Origin of the sequence: Brenneria sp. hezel4-2-4 (assembly GCF_013155275.1) — a bacterium.
Lineage (GTDB): Bacteria > Pseudomonadota > Gammaproteobacteria > Enterobacterales > Enterobacteriaceae > Brenneria.
Genome location: NZ_JABJXS010000004.1, coordinates 316,372 through 333,712 on the forward strand (window position 1 = coordinate 316,372; position 17,341 = coordinate 333,712).

Below are 17,341 nucleotides of genomic sequence, written 5' to 3' on the forward strand. Positions count from 1 at the left end.
CTCTATGACGTACTGTGTGGCCATGCGTCTGTCCGACGGTTTGGTATTCGCTTCCGATTCCCGCACCAATGCCGGCGTCGATCACATTGCAACGTTCAAAAAACTGCATGTTTTTCATCATGACGGTGAGCGCGTGCTGGTGCTCCAATGCGCCGGCAATCTGGCTACCACCCAGAGTATCATCAGCCTGCTCAGCGCCCGCATCGAGGCGCAGCACACGCCGAACCTGATGCAGGTCGGTTCCCTGTATGACGCCGCCACCTTGCTGGGAGAAACCGTGCGTGAAGTGATCCACCGCGATAGCCAATCCCAGCAGAGCGGCAGCAATACCAACTTCGGCTGCAATCTGCTGCTGGGCGGTCAGATTGGTGATGAAGAACCGCGGTTGTTCCATATTTATCCCGAAGGCAACTTTATCGAAGCCACCCGCGATACGCCTTATTTCCAAATCGGCGAAAGCAAATACGGCAAACCGATTATCGACCGCGTGCTAAGCATGGATACGCCACTGGAACAGGCCATGTGCTGTGCGTTGATCTCTATTGACTCCACCCTGCGCAGCAACCTGTCCGTCGGGCTGCCGCTGGATGTGATGATTTATCGCAATAACAGCTTCGACGTCAGCAAACAACAGCGCATCACCGAGCATAACGCCTATTTCACCACCATCCGTAAGGCGTGGGCGGAAGGATTGCTGCATACCTTTCGGCAGTTGCCGCCCTTCCCTGAGATAACCCAATAGCCGTCAATCGGCAGCGGCCATCGCCTGCTGTAGCCAGCCGCAGCGCATTTCCGGTACGGCATTCAGCAGCCGCTGCGTGTAATCATCCAGCGGCGGCGATAACGCGTCGTCAGCCGCGCCCTGACGAATAATCCGCCCGTTTCTCAGGACCGCCACGCTGTCCGCCACTTCACGAACCACATGCAGATCGTGAGTGATAAACAGATAAGAGACCCCGGTCTCCTGCTGAATCCTGGCCAATAGCGCCAGTACATCGCGCGCCACCAGCGGATCCAACGCGGAGGTCGGTTCGTCACAGACGATCACCGCCGGCGAAGCCGCCAGCGCCCGGGCAATGCAGACGCGTTGCTTCTGACCGCCGGAAAGCGATGCCGGATAGCGTTCGGCAACCGTCGCCGGCAACCCCACCTGATGCAGCAACTCACCAACGCGCTCGCGCCGCAAGGCCGCGGGTAAATCCGTCAGGCAGGCGATGGCGCGTTCAATCTGCACGCCCACCGTCAAGCGAGGGTTCAGCGCCGTATCCGGATGCTGATGGATCATCTGTATCGATTGCAACTGCCGCCGGGTACGCTTCGCCAGTCTCGCAGGCAGAGGTTCGCCCGCCAGCGAAATGTCGCCGTCGCTCGGAGCGAGCAACCCGCACACCGCCCGGCCCAACGTCGATTTCCCCGAACCCGATTCGCCGATCACCGCCAGCGTCCGTCCGCGGCTTAGTTGCAGGGAAACCGAATCCAGCACGCGTTGCCGATCGTAGTGAACACTGACCGAACGGATATCCAGCAGCGCCGTGTTCAGCGGCGGCTGAGGCTGCTTGCGCTCGCCTCTCACCTGCAACAGTTGCCGGGTATAGGCTTCTTTGGGCTGGGCCAGCAGTTGCGCCGTTTCGCCCGTTTCAACCTGACGGCCGTGACGCAACACCATAATACGGTTGCTGAGCTGGGCCACCACCGCCAGATCGTGACTGATATACAGCGCGGCGACGCCGGTTAAACGAATAATGTCGTCGATCGCCTTCAGCACCCCCAGTTGCGTGGTGACGTCCAGCGCCGTGGTCGGTTCATCAAAGATAATCAGCTCAGGGCCGGCGCACATCGCCATCGCTATCATCGCCCGCTGAAGCTGGCCGCCGGATACCTGATGCGGATAACGTTTGAAAAACAGCGCCGGTTGCGGCAGGGAAAGCTGCTCGAACAGCGTCAGCGCCCGTTCGGTGGCCTGGCGGCGAGACAGCACTCGATGGCGTACCGCGGCTTCAATCACCTGTTCGCCGATGGTTTGCGCCGGATTAAACGCCGCGCTGGCCGACTGCGCCACGTAGGCAATGCGCCTGCCGCGTATTTTACGCAGTTGCCGCGCCGGGAGCGCCGCCAGATCGGTATTGTGAAACCAGATCTTCCCGTGCTGAATCCGCATGCCATGACGGCAATGGCCGAGAATAGCCTGGCCGATGGTGGATTTCCCGGCGCCGGATTCGCCAATCAGCCCCAGCACTTCGCCTTTTTTCAGGCTGAAAGAGATGTCCTGTACCAGCGTCTGATCGCCGGCCGCCACGCGCAGTTGTTCAACGCGCAATAAATCAGCCATGCCGGCCTCCGCGCCAGTTGCGTTCGTTACGGCTCAGCAGCCAGTCGGCCACCGCGTTCAGCGACACCGCCAGCAGGGCGATGGCCGCCCCCGGCACCAGCGCCGCCCAGACGCCAAACAGGATGCCGTCTTTATTGTCGCGCGCCAATCCGCCCCAGTCCGCCGTCGGCGGCTGGATGCCCATGCCGAGAAACGACAGCGCGGAAAGAAACAGCAGGATGAAGATAAAGCGCATGGCAAACTCGGCCACCAGCGTGGTCAATGCGTTCGGCAAGATTTCCCGCCACAGGATCCAGCGCATGGATTCGCCGCGCATCCGCGCCACCTCAATAAATTCCTGGGCGGCGATATCTACCGCCAGCGCGCGGGCCACCCGCAATACCCGCGTGGCTTCAAGCCCCCCGAGCACCAGAATGATGGTCAACGTGCTCTTCGGCAACATCGCCAGCACCACCAGCGCCAGAATCAGCGTCGGGATCGCCATCAGCACGTCATTCACCCGCGAAATCAACTGATCCGCCCAGCCGCCGCATACGCCGGCCAAAAACCCCAGCAGCGTGCCAAGCAAGAAGGCCAGCAGCGCCGCCAGCGCGGTGACCGCCAGCGAGGTACGCGTCCCCCAGATCAGGCGCGAGAACAGATCCCTGCCCAGATTGTCCGTCCCCAGCAGGGCGCTATCCGTCGGCCCCAGCCAGGCGCCGCCGATCACCTGTTCAGCCGGATAAGGAGCAATCCACGGCGCCAGCAGCGCCACGAAAATAAACCCGCCCAGCCCCAGCAGGCCGAGCAGTACGGAAGGTTTTATTACAGGCATTCAGTCGGCGCCCTTTTTCTCAGCATAGTGCATTCTCTCGCATGGCTTACTCTGTTCCGGGGATCAGCGGGCATGACGCAGACGGGGATTGGCGATCAGCGCCACCACATCCGCAACCAGGTTCAACAAGATATAAATCGCCGCCAGCACCAGCGCACAGCCCTGGATCACCGGCATATCGCGTTTGCTGATGCTGTCGACCATATACTGCCCCAGCCCGGCATAAACGAAAACGTTCTCCACGATCACCACGCCGACCATCAGGTAAGCCAGGTTCAGCACGATAACGTTGATAATCGGCCCCCAGGCATTCGGCAGCACATGACGCAGCAAGATAGCGGAAGGCGAAATGCCTTTCAGCAAGGCGGTATCGACATAGGCGGCGTTCTGCGCGTTGATCAGCGCCGCGCGGGTCATATTGCTCATATGTCCCAGCACCGCCAGCACCAGCGTGATACAGGGCAAGGCTATCGCGCTCAGTCGTGCTGATAACGGCATTCCGTCGCTCACGCTGCTGTTGCTGGGCAGCCAGAACAAGGTAATAGAGAAAATCAGGATCAGAAGATAGCCGGAGAAGAACTCCGGCAGCGCCACCGCCGTACGGGTAAACAGGCTTATCAGTTGATCGAGCCAACTCCCCTGATAGCGCACGGAAAGGAATCCCATCAGCAAGGCCAGCGGCACCGCCACCGCGGCGGTGACGCCGGCCAGAAACAGCGTATTTTCAAGACGCGCGAGCAGCACCGGAGCGATATTCTGGCGGCTGGTGAAGCTCTGCCCGAAATCCCCCTGTACTATCCCGCCCAGCCAGGAGAGATAACGGGATAGGGCCGGTTGGTCTAGCCCCAGTTGCAGGTTCAGCGCCTGCACCGCTTCCGGCGTGGCGGACTGCCCCAGAATAGCCGCCGCCGGGTTGCCCGGCAGTAATTGAATGCCGGCAAAAATCAGCACCGACACCACGGCAATCATCGCCACGCCCACCAGCAGACGACGCATAATCATCATCAGCAGTGGGGATCGCGCGCTAAAAAACCAGCCGTTACCTAACATCACATTACCTGTATTCAGCTTGCCAGCCACACTTTCTCCGCGGCGCGATTGCCGCTCAGCGGGAAGCCGGGGATGGCATTCAGGCCTTTGACTTTGGTGCTGCACGCATCCAACGCATCGGCATACAGCGGGATAATCTCGCTGCCCTGTTCCACCAACATCAGTTGAATATCGTGGTAAATCTGACGGCGCGTGTCTTCATTCTGTTCGCCGCGCGCAGACTGCACCAGTTGGTCAAAAGCCGGCTCATGCCAGAACGATTCATTCCACGGCGCCTGACTGGTAAACACCAGCGACAGCAGCGCATCGGCCGTTGGGCGCATCGACCAGTTGGAAGAAACGAACGGTTTTTTCATCCACACGTTATCCCAGAAGGCATCGTCCGGTACGCGTTCCACCGTCAGCGGAATGCCGGCGCGCTGGGCGGAAGCCTGATAGAGCTGACCGGCATCCACCGCGCCGGGGAAACCGGCATCGGCGACGGACAGCACCAGCGGGCCGTTGAATCCGGCTTTCTGCCAGTGATACTTGGCCTTTTCCGCGTCGTAGGGACGCTGTGGAATGTCTTTGGCGAAATAGCGATTCGACGGGAAGACGGGGTTATCGTTCGCCACGCTGGCGTAACCGCCCAGCACGGTATCGACGATCTGCTGACGATCGATGGCGTACTTCAGCGCCAGACGTCCATCCAGCGAGGTGAACGGCGCGACGTTGCCCAACCCGGGGAAAGTGAAAATAAACGCATCGCGCGAGCGCAGCAATTGCAGATTCGGCATCTTTTCAATGCGGCTGACAATGCGCGGGTTCACGCGGTTGATGATATGGGCGGAACCGCTGACCAGCGCCGCCACGCGCGCGGTGGAATCGTTCATCGCCAGCGTCTCCACCGAATCGACGTGCCCGCGTTCGCTGTTCCAGTGATTCGGGTTGCGCTTCACAAGCGTACGCACGCCCGGCTGGAAGCTTTCCAGAATAAACGCGCCGGTGCCGATCCCTTTATCAAAGGATTCGTTTTCCGGCGTGATGGCGAAGTGCACATCGCTCAGCAGCGCAATAAATTCGACATTCGGTTCGTTAAGGCGAAGGGTGACTTCATGTGTCGCCGTCGCTTCCAGCGAGGTGACCGGGTCCAAATAGCCTTTTACCGCCGAGCTGGATTTTTCGCCGCGATGGTGGTTCAGGGAGTAAATCACATCTTTCGCCGTCAACGGGCGACCATCGTGGAAAGTTACGCCGGAACGGATTTTCAAAATCCAGGTACGGCCGCCTTCCGCGCTCTCCCAGGACTCCGCCAGCGAGGGGATCAGTTCGCCTTTTTCATCCAGTTCAACCAGATTGTTGAACAACTGCGAGCCGACAAAATACATGTAGGTTTCAAACCAGAACGCGGGATCGAGACGGTCGGTGCTGGAAGCGTTGTCCACGCCCACAATCAGGTGCCCGCCTTTCTGCGGCGTGTCATTGGCTTGCGCCCCCCAGGCATAGCCCAACGGCCAGCCCGCGGTTGCGGCCGCGACGGAAACCGCGCAGGCTCCCTTGATAAAATGACGGCGATTCATGATGTTATATTCCCTTGGTTATTCCATCCTGGTGGAATGATATGGTTATTATCGTTAGCGAAAATAAACGGAAAGCGTGTCTTTTATGCCTGACGCGGCAACGATTGCGCCAGACGGGCGATATGCTCCGGGCCAATGCCGCAACAGCCCCCCACCATCGTTGCGCCCTGCGCCGCCCACTCCCGGGCCAGTTGCAGGTAGCCTTCCGGGTGGGTATCGCTTCTCAGGCGGCTCAAGCCTTCATTGGCGCCGCGCTGATTATCTTCAGGTTCAAAGGCGTTGGCATACACGCCAATATTAATGGCGGACTGACGCTGGAGGAGAACGGATTTGGCCTGTTTCACCGCCGGCGCCATCACTTCGGGACGGCTACAGTTGAACAGCAGGCTACTCGCGCCGAGCCGGATCGCGGTTTCAGCCGCGGCGGTGACGGTTTCGCCGGATCGCAAATGGGCATGGCCCTGTTGGTCGACGTCATCTTCCAGCGTGAAAGAGAACCACAGCTCGCGCGTGTCGTCAGACAGCAGCTCGCGCACCAGCGCGACTTCAGCCAGCGAGCCCTGCGTTTCCGCCAGCCACACATCCACATATGGGCTGAGCGCCTCAATCAATACCCGCAGAATCGGCGCCGCGGCCTCGGCGTCAAACAGATCGGGGCGATAGGATCCCAAAACCGGCGGCAGCGAGCCCGCCACCCGTACGCCGCCGGCGGCATCCGCCGCGTCCCGGGCCAGCTTCCCGGCCAACTCCGCCAGCTCCCGGCCACGCGCCGAGAAGACGTCATCGCCGATATGAAAAGGAACGACGGCGTAACTGTTGGTGGTAATGACCTGCGCGCCCGCCGCGATAAAGCTGTCATGCACTTGCCGAACATGTTGCGGCGATTCCATCAGCGCCAACGCCGACCACTCCGGCTGACGAAAAGGCGCCCCGACACGCGCCAGTTCACGCCCCATTCCCCCGTCCAGAATCAGAATGCTTTCCGCCATGGTCATTCCCCTGCCGAATCAATAAAAAGTGCGTTCACCTTACTTAAAACACATCTGGATGTCTAGATGCCTTGATAGCTAAATAACGGTAATCCATTGTAATGCCGCGTCCGCCAAGCCTTCGCTGACGGTGGTTGGTTTTTGGTCATATTTTGTACAAGTACGAATTCTCTACGACATTTGATTTTCTTTGCTCTACGTCAATTTTACAGCAATAAAAGTGCGAACACCCCTATGCAAATTCAATATATAGTGCCTATCCTATAAACATCACCTATATATAGTGTTTATCCACAATATCATCCACAGCCCCCGCAGCCCTTGTGCGCTGTGGTTTTCGCTTGTGGATAACCTGACAGAGGAACAGAACGTGAAACCAGTAGTGATTAAACGGGATGGTTGCCAGGTACCTTTTGATGAAGTACGCATCAAAGAGGCGGTCGAGCGCGCGGCACAGGCGGCGGGCATCGACGATGCGGATTACTGCGCAACCGTAGCCTGTGCGGTCGCTCAACAAATGCAGGGTAAATCGCGCGTGGATATTCGCGAAATCCAGGACGCGGTGGAAAACCTGCTGATGTCCGGCAACTACAAACAGTTGGCCCGTACCTATATTGAATATCGTCATGATCGCGATGTGGCGCGTGAACGTCAGGGCCGTCTCAATCAGGAAATCCGCGGTCTGGTTGAACAGAGCAACATGGCGCTGCTGAACGAAAACGCCAACAAAGACAGTAAAGTGATCCCCACCCAGCGCGATCTGCTGGCGGGGATTGTCGCCAAGCACTATGCCAAGCAGTACATTTTACCGCGCGATGTCGTGCTCGCTCACGAACGCGGCGAAATTCACTATCACGATCTCGATTACTCCCCGTTCTTCCCGATGTTCAACTGTATGCTGATCGATCTGGACGGCATGTTGACCAAAGGATTCAAGATGGGGAACGCGGAAATCGAACCGCCAAAATCCATCTCGACCGCCACCGCCGTCACCGCTCAGATTATCGCGCAGGTCGCCAGCCACATTTATGGCGGCACAACCATTAATCGCATCGATGAAATTCTGGCGCCGTTTGTGGCCGCCAGTCATGAAAAGCACAAGGCGGTGGCCAAAGAATGGCATATTCCCGACGCCGATAGCTACGCCCGTACCCGTACGGAAAAAGAGTGCTACGACGCCTTCCAGTCGCTGGAATACGAAGTCAATACGCTGCATACCGCCAACGGCCAGACGCCGTTCGTCACGTTCGGTTTTGGGCTGGGCACCAGTTGGGAATCCCGGCTGATTCAGGAATCTATTCTGCGTAACCGTATTGCCGGGCTGGGCAAAAACCACAAAACCGCCGTTTTCCCCAAGCTGGTGTTTGCCATTCGCGACGGCCTGAACCACAAGGCCGGCGATCCGAATTACGACATCAAGCAGTTGGCGCTGGAATGCGCCAGCAAGCGCATGTATCCCGATATTCTCAACTACGATCAGGTCGTTAACGTCACCGGGTCGTTTAAAACTCCGATGGGCTGCCGCAGCTTCCTGGGAATTTATGAGGAAGACGGCAAGCAAATTCACGACGGGCGCAACAATCTGGGCGTGATCAGCCTTAATCTGCCGCGTATCGCACTGGAAGCCAACGGTGATGAAGTTCGCTTCTGGACGTTGCTTGACCAGCGTCTGGCGCTGTCGAAAAAAGCGTTGATGACGCGAATCGCCAGACTGGAAAACGTAAAAGCGCGCGTGGCGCCGATTCTGTATATGGAAGGCGCCTGCGGCGTGCGCCTAAAAGCGGACGATAGCGTCGCGGACATCTTCAAGAACGGACGCGCCTCCATTTCGCTGGGCTACATCGGCCTGCATGAAACCATCAATGCCCTGTTCGGCAACGAGGTTCATGTTTTTGATAACGACATGCTGCGCGAAAAAGCCGTGGCGATCGTCGCGCATCTGAAAGCCGCCACCGATCGGTGGAAAAAAGAAACCGGCTACGGCTTCAGCCTGTACAGTACGCCGAGCGAAAACCTGTGCGACCGCTTCTGCCGTTTAGACACGGCGGAATTCGGCGTGGTTCCGGGCGTGACCGATAAAGGCTATTACACCAACAGCTTCCATCTGGATGTGGAGAAGAAGGTCAATCCCTACCAGAAGATCGACTTTGAATCCCCCTATCCGCCGCTGGCGAACGGCGGTTTCATTTGCTACGGCGAGTACCCGAACCTGCAACATAACCTGAAAGCGCTGGAAGACGTCTGGGATTACAGCTATATCCGCGTACCGTACTACGGCACCAACACGCCGATAGACGAGTGCTACGAGTGCGGCTTCACCGGTGAATTCGAATGCACCAGCAAGGGCTTTACCTGCCCGAAATGCGGCAATCACAATTCGGCCCGCGTATCCGTCACCCGTCGCGTTTGCGGTTATCTCGGCAGCCCGGACGCCCGTCCGTTTAACGCCGGTAAGCAGGAAGAGGTCAAGCGCCGAATCAAACACTTAGGTAATGGGCAACTGGGTTGATATTCTCAGGCCGCAAAAATCGCGGCCTTATTTTCATCAAACGCGGCTTTTACGCACATGAATTACCACCAGTATTATCCCGTTGATGTGGTCAACGGCCCCGGGACACGCTGCACCCTGTTTGTTTCCGGGTGTGTGCACCAATGCGCCGGTTGCTATAACAAAAGCACCTGGCGGCTTAATTCCGGCCAGCCGTTTACCCAGGAATTGCAGGATCGCATCATCAATGATCTTCAGGATACGACGATTCCCCGGCAGGGGATTACGCTATCCGGCGGCGATCCGCTCCACCCGCAGAACGTGCCTGAGATTCTGCAACTGGTGAAGCGGATACGGGCGGAGTGCCCCGGTAAGGACATCTGGGTGTGGACGGGTTATGTACTGGCGGAGCTGACGGCGGAACAACGGCAGGTTGTAGATCTGATCAACGTCCTGGTTGACGGCAAGTTTGTGCAGGATCTGAAAGACCCTGCGCTAATCTGGCGGGGCAGCAGCAACCAGGTTATTCATTACCTGCGCTGACGCCGCTTTTCCGCAACCGCGGCAACCAGAAAACGGCCTGGTTAATGCAGCGGTTGCCGCTTGCCCAGCGCGCGTAGCTGGTCGGACTCCAACACCGTCACCTTGGCTTTAGGCTCAGGCGAAAAGGCCTGATTCAGTAGCGCCTGCGCCACGGTTTTCCCGTCTATTGCCCGCCATTGCGCCGGAAAAAAGCGGAATATCGGCGCCGTCAGGCTCTCCAGAGGCCGGCCGTCGACCCTTTCACCCAATAGCATCGATGGCCGCGCCAGCGTCAGATGTTGCCACCCTTGCTGACGCAACGACTTCTCCATCTCGCCCTTGACCCGTGGATAAAAGAATGGAGAAGCCGCATTGGCGCTGAGTGAACTGACCACCAGCAGATGGTTCGCTCCCAGCGCCAACGCCGTTTTGGCGCCCTCCACCACCAGCGTGTAATCCACATAGCGGAACGCCGGCTTACTTCCCGCAGCCTTCAGCGTGGAACCCAGGCAGCAAAAAGCGATATCAATAGGAGAAATCAACTGGGAAAGCGCCACTGAGAGATCGGCGTTATGGGGATTCACCACTTTTTCAGAAAAAGGCAACGGCTTACGAGTAGGCGCGTAAATCGTTTCAACCCGGTGATTGGCCTTTAAAAGTTGCAACAGTTCATTTCCTACCAGACCCGTAGCCCCTAACAGCAATACCCGGCTCATACATTCTCCTTTGGTTATCTGTCTTTTAACATCGCCACGTCATGAGCCGTTCGCTGCCAGTGACGTTTCTTGCTGAATCCCAGCGTGTTGTCCGTCATTTTCAGTTCGGTTATCCGTAAGCGCCATATCGGCGTCGTTGCCGCGCGGGCGACCGGAAACCGTGCGTTATAACGCGCTCGCGCCTGCTGCTCGTCTTCCCCTTGCAACTGCTCGGCCTGCGCCCGGAACTGTACGCCCTTAATTCGCATGACGCTTTTCGGCTGACCGCTGACCGTCCCGGCAACCTGCGGCTGCCGGCGCATCAGCTCGCCATGACGGGTGTGCGGCTCCGTCATCAGATAAAAAGCCACCTGCTGTTCGTCGTAAGTATAGAAGCAACTCGCACACCATAAATCCGAATTATCGCTTACGCATAATGTCAGTACGTGCAGCTTCTTCAAATAACGGGAGATGGCATCAAGCGCGTATTCGGTCTCCATCGGTTCTCCTGCCAAAACGGCTCATTAACTTTCGACAATATCCTGCCGGTCGCCGCCGGGTACGACAGCCTTATCTTGACCGTAGCGGCATCGTTTTAGTTCCCGGCAAGGGCAAGGATAACAGGGACGAGCGACTTTACCGACCGATGCCGATGAACGCGGTCGAAGCGATACGGACCGGCGGTCTTACGACGGCTTTTTACCGGATGATTTATGGGCTGCGGCCGGCGCGGTAAAACGCGTTCGCGCGGGGCGAGTAGATGCGCCGTCCTTCCCGCCGCGCGCCGCGGCGCGTTCCCCCGGCGCCGCGGTGGGAACCAGACAGTCGGGGCGATTTCCAATCAGCCGTTTCTTGCCCATTGCGGTCAGCGCATCGCGGATCAGCGGCCAGTTCGCCGGATCATGATAGCGGAGCAGCGCTTTATGCAGACGGCGCTGACGCTCGCCCCGCGGCACCACCACATCCTCGCTTTTGTAATCCACTTTGCCAAGCGGGTTCTTGCCGCTGTAATACATGGTGGTGGCATTCGCCAGCGGAGAAGGATAAAAATTTTGCACCTGATCCAGTCTGAAACGGTGCTCTTTCAGCCACAGCGCCAGATTGACCATATCCTCATCCCGAGTGCCCGGGTGCGCGGAAATAAAGTAGGGGATCAGATACTGCTGTTTTCCCGCCTGTTTTGAATAGTCGTCAAAAAGCTGTTTGAAGCGATGATAGCTGCCCATACCGGGCTTCATCATTTTTGACAGCGGCCCGGATTCCGTGTGTTCAGGCGCGATCTTAAGATATCCCCCCACATGATGCTCGGCCAGTTCCTTGATATAACGCGGATCTTCAACCGCCAGATCGTAACGCACGCCGGAAGCGATAAGGATTTTTTTGATGCCTTTCAGGCTGCGGGTGCGCCGATACAGTTTGATGGTCGGCTCATGATTGGTATCCATGTGCGCACAGATTTCCGGGTACACACAGGACGCCCGGCGGCAGCTCTGCTCGGCGCGCGGCGACTGACAGCGCAACATGTACATGTTGGCCGTCGGGCCGCCTAAATCGGAAATAACGCCGGTGAATCCCGGCACGCGATCGCGGATCTCTTCGATCTCTTTCACAATCGACGCCTCAGAGCGGCTCTGAATGATCCGCCCTTCATGCTCGGTAATCGAACAGAATGAACAGCCGCCATAACAGCCGCGCATGATGTTGACCGAAAAACGGATCATATCGTAGGCCGGGATCGCCGCATTGCCGTAGGCAGGATGCGGGACACGCTGAAACGGCAGCGCAAATACCGCATCCATTTCCTCGGTCGAGAGCGGGATCGCCGGCGGATTGATCCAGACGTAGCGGTCGCCATGCTTTTGCATCAAGGCTCTGGCGCAGCCTGGATTGGTTTCGTGGTGCAATATCCGCGACGCATGGGCGTACATGACTTTATCGCCTTTCACTTTTTCGAAAGACGGCAACAACACATAGGTTTTTTCCCACGGCTTGGGTTTTGCCGCCCGCACGGCGATCGGCTGCGCCGCATCCGGCGCGAGGCATTCTCCTGCGGAACAGGGCAAATCTTCGCCATAAGGATTGACGATCGGTTCAATGCGGCCGGGCTTGTCGAGGCGGGTTGAGTCAACGCCCGTCCAGCCGGTCAGCGCCGTTTTACGCATCACGGCGGTATTGCGCACATCCTGAATATCGCTTATCGATTCGCCTGCCGCCAGGCGGTGCGCAATCTCCACCAGCGGGCGCTCGCCGTTGCCGTAGACCAGCATATCCGCCTTGGCGTCCACCAGCACCGAGCGCCGCACGGTATCCGACCAGTAATCATAGTGGGCGATGCGCCGCAGGCTGGCTTCGATACCGCCAAGGAGCACCGGGACATCGCGATAGGCTTCTTTGCAGCGCTGGCTGTACGCCAACGTTGCCCGATCCGGCCGCTTTCCCGCGAGATTACCCGGCGTATACGCATCGTCATGGCGTAATTTTCGATCCGCCGTATAACGGTTAATCATCGAATCCATATTTCCGGCGGTGACGCCAAAAAACAGATTCGGCTTGCCGAGGCGCATAAAATCGTTTTTCGACGTCCAGTCCGGCTGCGCGATAATGCCGACGCGAAAGCCCTGCGCTTCCAGCATCCGTCCGATAATCGCCATGCCAAAGCTCGGATGATCGACGTATGCATCACCGGTCACCACGATCACATCACAACTGTCCCACCCCAGTTGATCCATCTCTGCCCGCGACATCGGCAAAAACGGCGCAGTACCGTAACATTCGGCCCAGTAACGCGGGTACGAGAACAAGGTACGTTCGGGTTGGATCAGGCTGATTGGCATAGCACTCTTCGTTGTCGGAAAATGGATTTTATACGCCCGGTTAACATATGCTCGATTATCAACCGGGATACAGGGGGCGGAAATTATACGTGGACAAATATAAAACTGCTGATAAGAGTGCTGCCGACATGCGGCGGATCAAGATTTTCGGCGCTGAGGTACGCTGAAAGATCAGAAAGACGCCCCCAGCGCATGAGGATTATCGCCGTTTAGCTTAGCGCCGGAGTATTCCCCGCCGACACGCCAATATTCTCTTGCACGACATTACCTTTTTTCTTTTCCACATAAGCCGGTTTTTCCTGACTCCGCGTTTGCGGATTTGACTGGCCGGTAAATATGCCGCCTTTCTCAATGGAGAGTTCATCCGAGAATATCTCTCCCACCACGCTTCCCTGCGCCAGAATGGACACCACGCCGGCGGAAACCCGCCCTTCAACCTGGCCGTTGATGATAATCTGCTGCGACGTCATTTCGCCTTTCACCCTGCCGCCATGTTCTACCTTGATGGTATCGCCGCAGCGCACGTCGCCTTCGATCTCCCCTTCCACGGTAATATTGCCGTCCGTCGTCAGCCCGCCGGCCATACGCGCGCCCTGAGCAATAAACGTGTCTTTCCTGACGCGTGCAGGGCTGACTGAATTAACCAACGCCGGCGGATGGGTTACGTCACCATTCCCTGGCGATTCATCGCTTGATTTTTTCTTTTTATCAAATGAAAACATCGGCTGATTCCTTTTTATTTTGTAAAAAAACGCCATCAGCGCCGGCAGGGCGAATCCCAGAACGGCAACCAACGCCTTGCCATAAAACAACGCGGATAAATCCATGTGGATATCCACCAGCCAGACAATCACCAGCAAGGCCCATATCGCCCACAGCCCCCATAACAGATTGTAATTACGCACGGTTATTGCACCGTCTGGAACGCAGCAATGTTTATTTCAATAGGTTTAACCGTGGTGTTTATGGCGCAGGCGGCGTGCCGAATAGCGATGATGGCGTCGGATCTCATGCCGGAAGATGTGTGGCGGCTCATATGCCTTCTCCTTATTCGCCCTAGCTCCTGATAGACAAAGGGTAATCCCAAATACTGCCTTTAAGGCATCGGCTAAAACGCGCTTTTATTTAGGCCGCTAGCGAATATTTGCGTAGCGCATCACATAAATGCGCTTCACTTTCCAGAGAAAAAAACCGCTATTTTGTGGCGTTCCACTAACATCTTTCGTGAATCTGTTGCGTAGCTAAACCGATTCTTCTATTTTAGCAGCCAGTTCTATTATCCCTGATAAGAGTAATTCTATGGCACATAAGATTTGGGTAATGGGTGATGCCGTCGTCGACCTCATCCCAGAAGATGCAGATCGCTATATCAAGTGTCCGGGCGGCGCGCCCGCCAATGTGGCGGTGGGCATCGCCAGACTTGGCGGGCGTAGCGCGTTTATCGGCCGGGTCGGTGACGATGTTTTTGGTCACTTTATGCAAAACGTCCTGTCCCGTGAACAGGTAGAAACAGATTGCATGACGCTTGACGGCCGCTATCGCACCTCTACCGTGGTGGTCAGTCTGGATCAGTCCGGCGAGCGTTCATTCACTTTTATGGTTCGCCCCAGTGCGGATCTGTTTTTACAACCGGATGATTTACCGGCATTCCAGCGTGGTGAATGGCTGCATCTCTGCTCTATCGCCTTATCACAGGAACCCTCTCGCAGCACCGCGTTTGAAGCGATGCGACGCATAAAAGCCGCCCAGGGATGGGTCAGTTTCGATCCCAATATCCGTGAAGACCTCTGGTCCTGCCGGCAGGAATTACAGCACTGCATCGCACAGGCTTTGGCGCTGGCCGATGTGGTTAAACTGTCGCGGGAAGAGCTGGCGTTTCTCAGCCAAACCACCGATGTGGAACAAGGCATTCAGCGGCTTATGCAGCAATATCCCGTCAAACTGCTGCTGGTCACTCTGGGCGGCGAAGGCGTGTGGTTACACGATCGCCGGCGGCTACAGCAGTTTGCCGCGCCCTATGTTACCCCGGTTGACACCACCGGCGCCGGCGATGCCTTTGTTGCCGGGCTGCTGCAAGGTTTAGCCGAATATGACGACTTATCGCAGCCCGTTTCCTGGGACAGGGTAATCGAGCAAGCCCAGTTGTGCGGCGCGCTGGCTACGACGGCGAAAGGCGCAATGACGGCTCTGCCTTATGCGCAGCAGCTTCGCGCCACCACATTGGCCAGACATTAACGCCGCGGCGGTTCGACTTTTCCACGCCATTGATTGCAGGATTCAGACAGGCCTTTCCCTCCAGCGACGCGAGAACCAAGTAACCGAGAGGCGGCCTGTTCTCCCGCATCCGGCAAGATAAAGGGGATGTTTTGCAGCCAGGATCACAGATACAGAATCGGGTTGGTAAAATTTCTTGCCAACCCGATATCCGGCCTTTACTTTCCACTTGAAAAACCGGTTTAGCATTTTAGCAAAACGGACTCTGTCAACACAGTAAAGCTCCATCCAAAAGAGAACAAAAAAATGAAACTAAACTATCTTGCCGTAACAATAGGATTACTCCTCTCCAGCCCTTTCTACGCTTCTGCCGCCAGTACCGACAGTATTGAAGCCCGTCTGAACGCTCTCGAGCAAAGACTGCAAGCAGCCGAACATCGCGCGCAAACCGCTGAAGCCAGAGCAGAAGCGGCGGAAAAACAAACCCGGCAACTGGAAGCGCGTACCGCGCAAACTGAACAGAAAACCCAGCAGGTTGAGCAGCGCACCACCGCGCTGGCCAGCCAGAAGTCATTCGCCGATGGTTTCGAGTTCCATGGCTATGCCCGCTCCGGTTTACTGGCAAATGACTCTTCTGTCAGTTCAAACGCCGATTTTGGGCCTGGCATGTCTCCCGCAGGCGGAACCGGTGGACATATTGGCCGCTTGGGCAATGAAGATGACACCTATGTCGAGTTGAAACTGGAGCACAAACAAAAGCTGGACAACGGCGCGACCACCCGATTCAAAGTCATGATGGCTGACGGCCAACGCAGCTATAACGACTGGACGGGTGATGACAGCAAGCTTAACGTTCGGGAAGCCTTTGTTGAATTAGGTTCTCTGCCAACCTTTACCGGCGCGTTGAAAGACACCACGCTGTGGGCGGGTAAACGTTTTGACCGCGACAATTTCGATATTCACTGGCTGGACACCGATGTGATCTTCCTGGCCGGCACCGGCGGCGGCATCTACGACGTAAAATGGGCGGATAACTTCAAAAGCAACTTTTCCGTCTATGGGCGCAATCTGGGCGCAATTACCTCGCTGGATAATGACATCAAAAACTATATTTTCACTGCCAACAACTATGTCGGCCCGTTCCAGTTTATGCTGAGCGGATTAACGGCGAACAATAACGACGTACGTGAAAACACCGGAAATAATAGTGCGAATACCGTCACCAATACTAACGCTGGCGATAAAGGTTTCCACGCGATGGCGGCCTGGCATGGCGATAGCTTCTACGGGCTGCGTGAAGGTAGCGCGAAAGTAGCCGTCCTCTATGGTCATGGTTTAGGCGGCGAAGTTAAAGGCATCGGTTCGGATGGCAACCTGACCAATGATGCCGACACCTGGCGTCTGGCGACCTACGGCACGACGCCATTAAGCAAAAACTGGAGCTTCGCGCCGTCTATTTTGGCGCAATCCAGCAAGGATCGTTACGTCAGCGGCGACAACTATGAATGGATAACGTTTAACGCCCGTCTGATTCAGGAAATCACCGAAAACTTTGCGCTGGCTTATGAAGGCAGTTATCAATATATGGATCTCGATCCACGAGGCTACAGCGATCTCAATAAGGTCAGCGGCGGATTCTATAAGCTGACCTTTGCTCCTACGTTTAAAACAGGCGATATCGCCAACTTCTTCAGTCGTCCTGAGCTGCGTCTGTTCGCCAGCTACATGAACTGGGACAAACGACTGGATAACTACTCAAGTACAGACACTTTCGGCTCTACCGGCTTCACTGCTGGCGGCGAATGGAATTTCGGCGTCCAGATGGAAACCTGGTTCTGATAATCGGA

At 56.8% G+C, this 17,341-nt stretch carries 15 protein-coding genes; 5 read left to right on the forward strand and 10 right to left on the reverse strand.

Features of this window, described 5'->3' with window-relative positions; genetic code table 11:
• The first annotated feature begins 4 nt into the window (after window positions 1–4).
• Complete coding sequence (locus HOY33_RS11160; protein ID WP_172290282.1) at window positions 5–742, forward strand: proteasome-type protease; 738 nt, start codon at window positions 5–7, stop codon at window positions 740–742.
• Window positions 743–745: 3 nt separating this feature from the next.
• Here HOY33_RS11160 and HOY33_RS11165 read toward each other — a convergent pair whose 3' ends face one another.
• The 5 genes from HOY33_RS11165 to HOY33_RS11185 form a co-directional block, all read right to left on the reverse strand.
• Complete coding sequence (locus HOY33_RS11165; RefSeq protein WP_172290283.1) at window positions 746–2,329, reverse strand: ABC transporter ATP-binding protein; 1,584 nt, start codon at window positions 2,327–2,329, stop codon at window positions 746–748.
• Window positions 2,322–3,143 carry an ABC transporter permease gene (locus HOY33_RS11170; RefSeq protein ID WP_172290284.1) on the reverse strand — a complete coding sequence of 274 codons (822 nt, stop codon included), beginning with the start codon at window positions 3,141–3,143 and terminating at the stop codon, window positions 2,322–2,324. Before HOY33_RS11170 ends, HOY33_RS11165 begins: the two co-directional genes overlap by 8 nt.
• A 63-nt stretch (window positions 3,144–3,206) precedes the next feature.
• Window positions 3,207–4,193: an ABC transporter permease gene (locus tag HOY33_RS11175; protein ID WP_172290428.1), complete on the reverse strand. Its 987-nt coding sequence runs from the start codon at window positions 4,191–4,193 to the stop codon at window positions 3,207–3,209.
• Between the two features lie 14 nt (window positions 4,194–4,207).
• Window positions 4,208–5,752 (reverse strand): ABC transporter substrate-binding protein, encoded by a 1,545-nt coding sequence (locus HOY33_RS11180; RefSeq protein WP_172290285.1) that lies wholly within the window; start codon window positions 5,750–5,752, stop codon window positions 4,208–4,210.
• Between the two features lie 83 nt (window positions 5,753–5,835).
• Window positions 5,836–6,741, reverse strand: a complete 906-nt coding sequence (locus HOY33_RS11185; protein ID WP_172290286.1) for a homocysteine S-methyltransferase family protein — start codon at window positions 6,739–6,741, stop codon at window positions 5,836–5,838.
• Window positions 6,742–7,111: 370 nt separating this feature from the next.
• Between HOY33_RS11185 and nrdD the strand changes: the two genes are divergently transcribed.
• Together nrdD and nrdG are read left to right on the forward strand one after the other, a co-directional pair.
• Entirely contained in the window at window positions 7,112–9,250 is a 2,139-nt protein-coding gene (nrdD, locus tag HOY33_RS11190) for an anaerobic ribonucleoside-triphosphate reductase (RefSeq protein ID WP_172290287.1), read from the forward strand.
• A gap of 57 nt (window positions 9,251–9,307) precedes the next feature.
• Entirely contained in the window at window positions 9,308–9,772 is a 465-nt protein-coding gene (gene nrdG, locus HOY33_RS11195; protein ID WP_172290288.1) for an anaerobic ribonucleoside-triphosphate reductase-activating protein, read from the forward strand.
• Between the two features lie 41 nt (window positions 9,773–9,813).
• On the opposite strand, the gene HOY33_RS11200 is transcribed toward nrdG, so the two are convergent.
• The 5 genes from HOY33_RS11200 to HOY33_RS20750 all read right to left on the reverse strand — a co-directional run bounded on the left by HOY33_RS11200 (window position 9,814) and on the right by HOY33_RS20750 (window position 14,316).
• Window positions 9,814–10,467, reverse strand: coding sequence for an NAD(P)H-binding protein (locus tag HOY33_RS11200; RefSeq protein WP_172290289.1), 654 nt, complete (start codon window positions 10,465–10,467; stop codon window positions 9,814–9,816).
• 14 nt (window positions 10,468–10,481) lie between these two features.
• On the reverse strand, window positions 10,482–10,946 hold the full coding sequence (locus HOY33_RS11205) for a YhbP family protein (RefSeq protein ID WP_172290290.1): 465 nt from the start codon (window positions 10,944–10,946) through the stop codon (window positions 10,482–10,484).
• A gap of 186 nt (window positions 10,947–11,132) precedes the next feature.
• Window positions 11,133–13,280: a YgiQ family radical SAM protein gene (locus HOY33_RS11210; protein ID WP_172290291.1), complete on the reverse strand. Its 2,148-nt coding sequence runs from the start codon at window positions 13,278–13,280 to the stop codon at window positions 11,133–11,135.
• A gap of 209 nt (window positions 13,281–13,489) precedes the next feature.
• The gene (locus HOY33_RS11215) at window positions 13,490–14,185 is read right to left on the reverse strand and encodes a polymer-forming cytoskeletal protein (protein WP_330527966.1); all 696 of its coding nucleotides are present in this window, start codon (window positions 14,183–14,185) and stop codon (window positions 13,490–13,492) included.
• A 2-nt stretch (window positions 14,186–14,187) separates the two neighbouring features.
• Complete coding sequence (locus HOY33_RS20750; RefSeq protein ID WP_256380227.1) at window positions 14,188–14,316, reverse strand: hypothetical protein; 129 nt, start codon at window positions 14,314–14,316, stop codon at window positions 14,188–14,190.
• Between the two features lie 263 nt (window positions 14,317–14,579).
• Between HOY33_RS20750 and HOY33_RS11220 the strand changes: the two genes are divergently transcribed.
• Window positions 14,580–15,515, forward strand: a complete 936-nt coding sequence (locus HOY33_RS11220) for an aminoimidazole riboside kinase (protein ID WP_172290292.1) — start codon at window positions 14,580–14,582, stop codon at window positions 15,513–15,515.
• 285 nt (window positions 15,516–15,800) lie between these two features.
• Window positions 15,801–17,333, forward strand: coding sequence for a carbohydrate porin (locus tag HOY33_RS11225; RefSeq protein ID WP_172290293.1), 1,533 nt, complete (start codon window positions 15,801–15,803; stop codon window positions 17,331–17,333).
• Window positions 17,334–17,341: the final 8 nt, after the last annotated feature.

Bases quoted from the DNA above. Each gene is read 5' to 3' on its own strand.
- HOY33_RS11160 (WP_172290282.1), top strand. From the start codon at position 5: ATGACGTACTGTGTGGCCATGCGTCTGTCCGACGGTTTGGTATTCGCT.
- HOY33_RS11165 (WP_172290283.1), bottom strand. From the start codon at position 2,329: ATGGCTGATTTATTGCGCGTTGAACAACTGCGCGTGGCGGCCGGCGAT.
- HOY33_RS11170 (WP_172290284.1), bottom strand. From the start codon at position 3,143: ATGCCTGTAATAAAACCTTCCGTACTGCTCGGCCTGCTGGGGCTGGGC.
- HOY33_RS11175 (WP_172290428.1), bottom strand. From the start codon at position 4,193: ATGTTAGGTAACGGCTGGTTTTTTAGCGCGCGATCCCCACTGCTGATG.
- HOY33_RS11180 (WP_172290285.1), bottom strand. From the start codon at position 5,752: ATGAATCGCCGTCATTTTATCAAGGGAGCCTGCGCGGTTTCCGTCGCG.
- HOY33_RS11185 (WP_172290286.1), bottom strand. From the start codon at position 6,741: ATGGCGGAAAGCATTCTGATTCTGGACGGGGGAATGGGGCGTGAACTG.
- nrdG (WP_172290288.1), top strand. From the start codon at position 9,308: ATGAATTACCACCAGTATTATCCCGTTGATGTGGTCAACGGCCCCGGG.
- HOY33_RS11200 (WP_172290289.1), bottom strand. From the start codon at position 10,467: ATGAGCCGGGTATTGCTGTTAGGGGCTACGGGTCTGGTAGGAAATGAA.
- HOY33_RS11205 (WP_172290290.1), bottom strand. From the start codon at position 10,946: ATGGAGACCGAATACGCGCTTGATGCCATCTCCCGTTATTTGAAGAAG.
- HOY33_RS11210 (WP_172290291.1), bottom strand. From the start codon at position 13,280: ATGCCAATCAGCCTGATCCAACCCGAACGTACCTTGTTCTCGTACCCG.
- HOY33_RS20750 (WP_256380227.1), bottom strand. From the start codon at position 14,316: ATGAGCCGCCACACATCTTCCGGCATGAGATCCGACGCCATCATCGCT.
- HOY33_RS11220 (WP_172290292.1), top strand. From the start codon at position 14,580: ATGGCACATAAGATTTGGGTAATGGGTGATGCCGTCGTCGACCTCATC.
- HOY33_RS11225 (WP_172290293.1), top strand. From the start codon at position 15,801: ATGAAACTAAACTATCTTGCCGTAACAATAGGATTACTCCTCTCCAGC.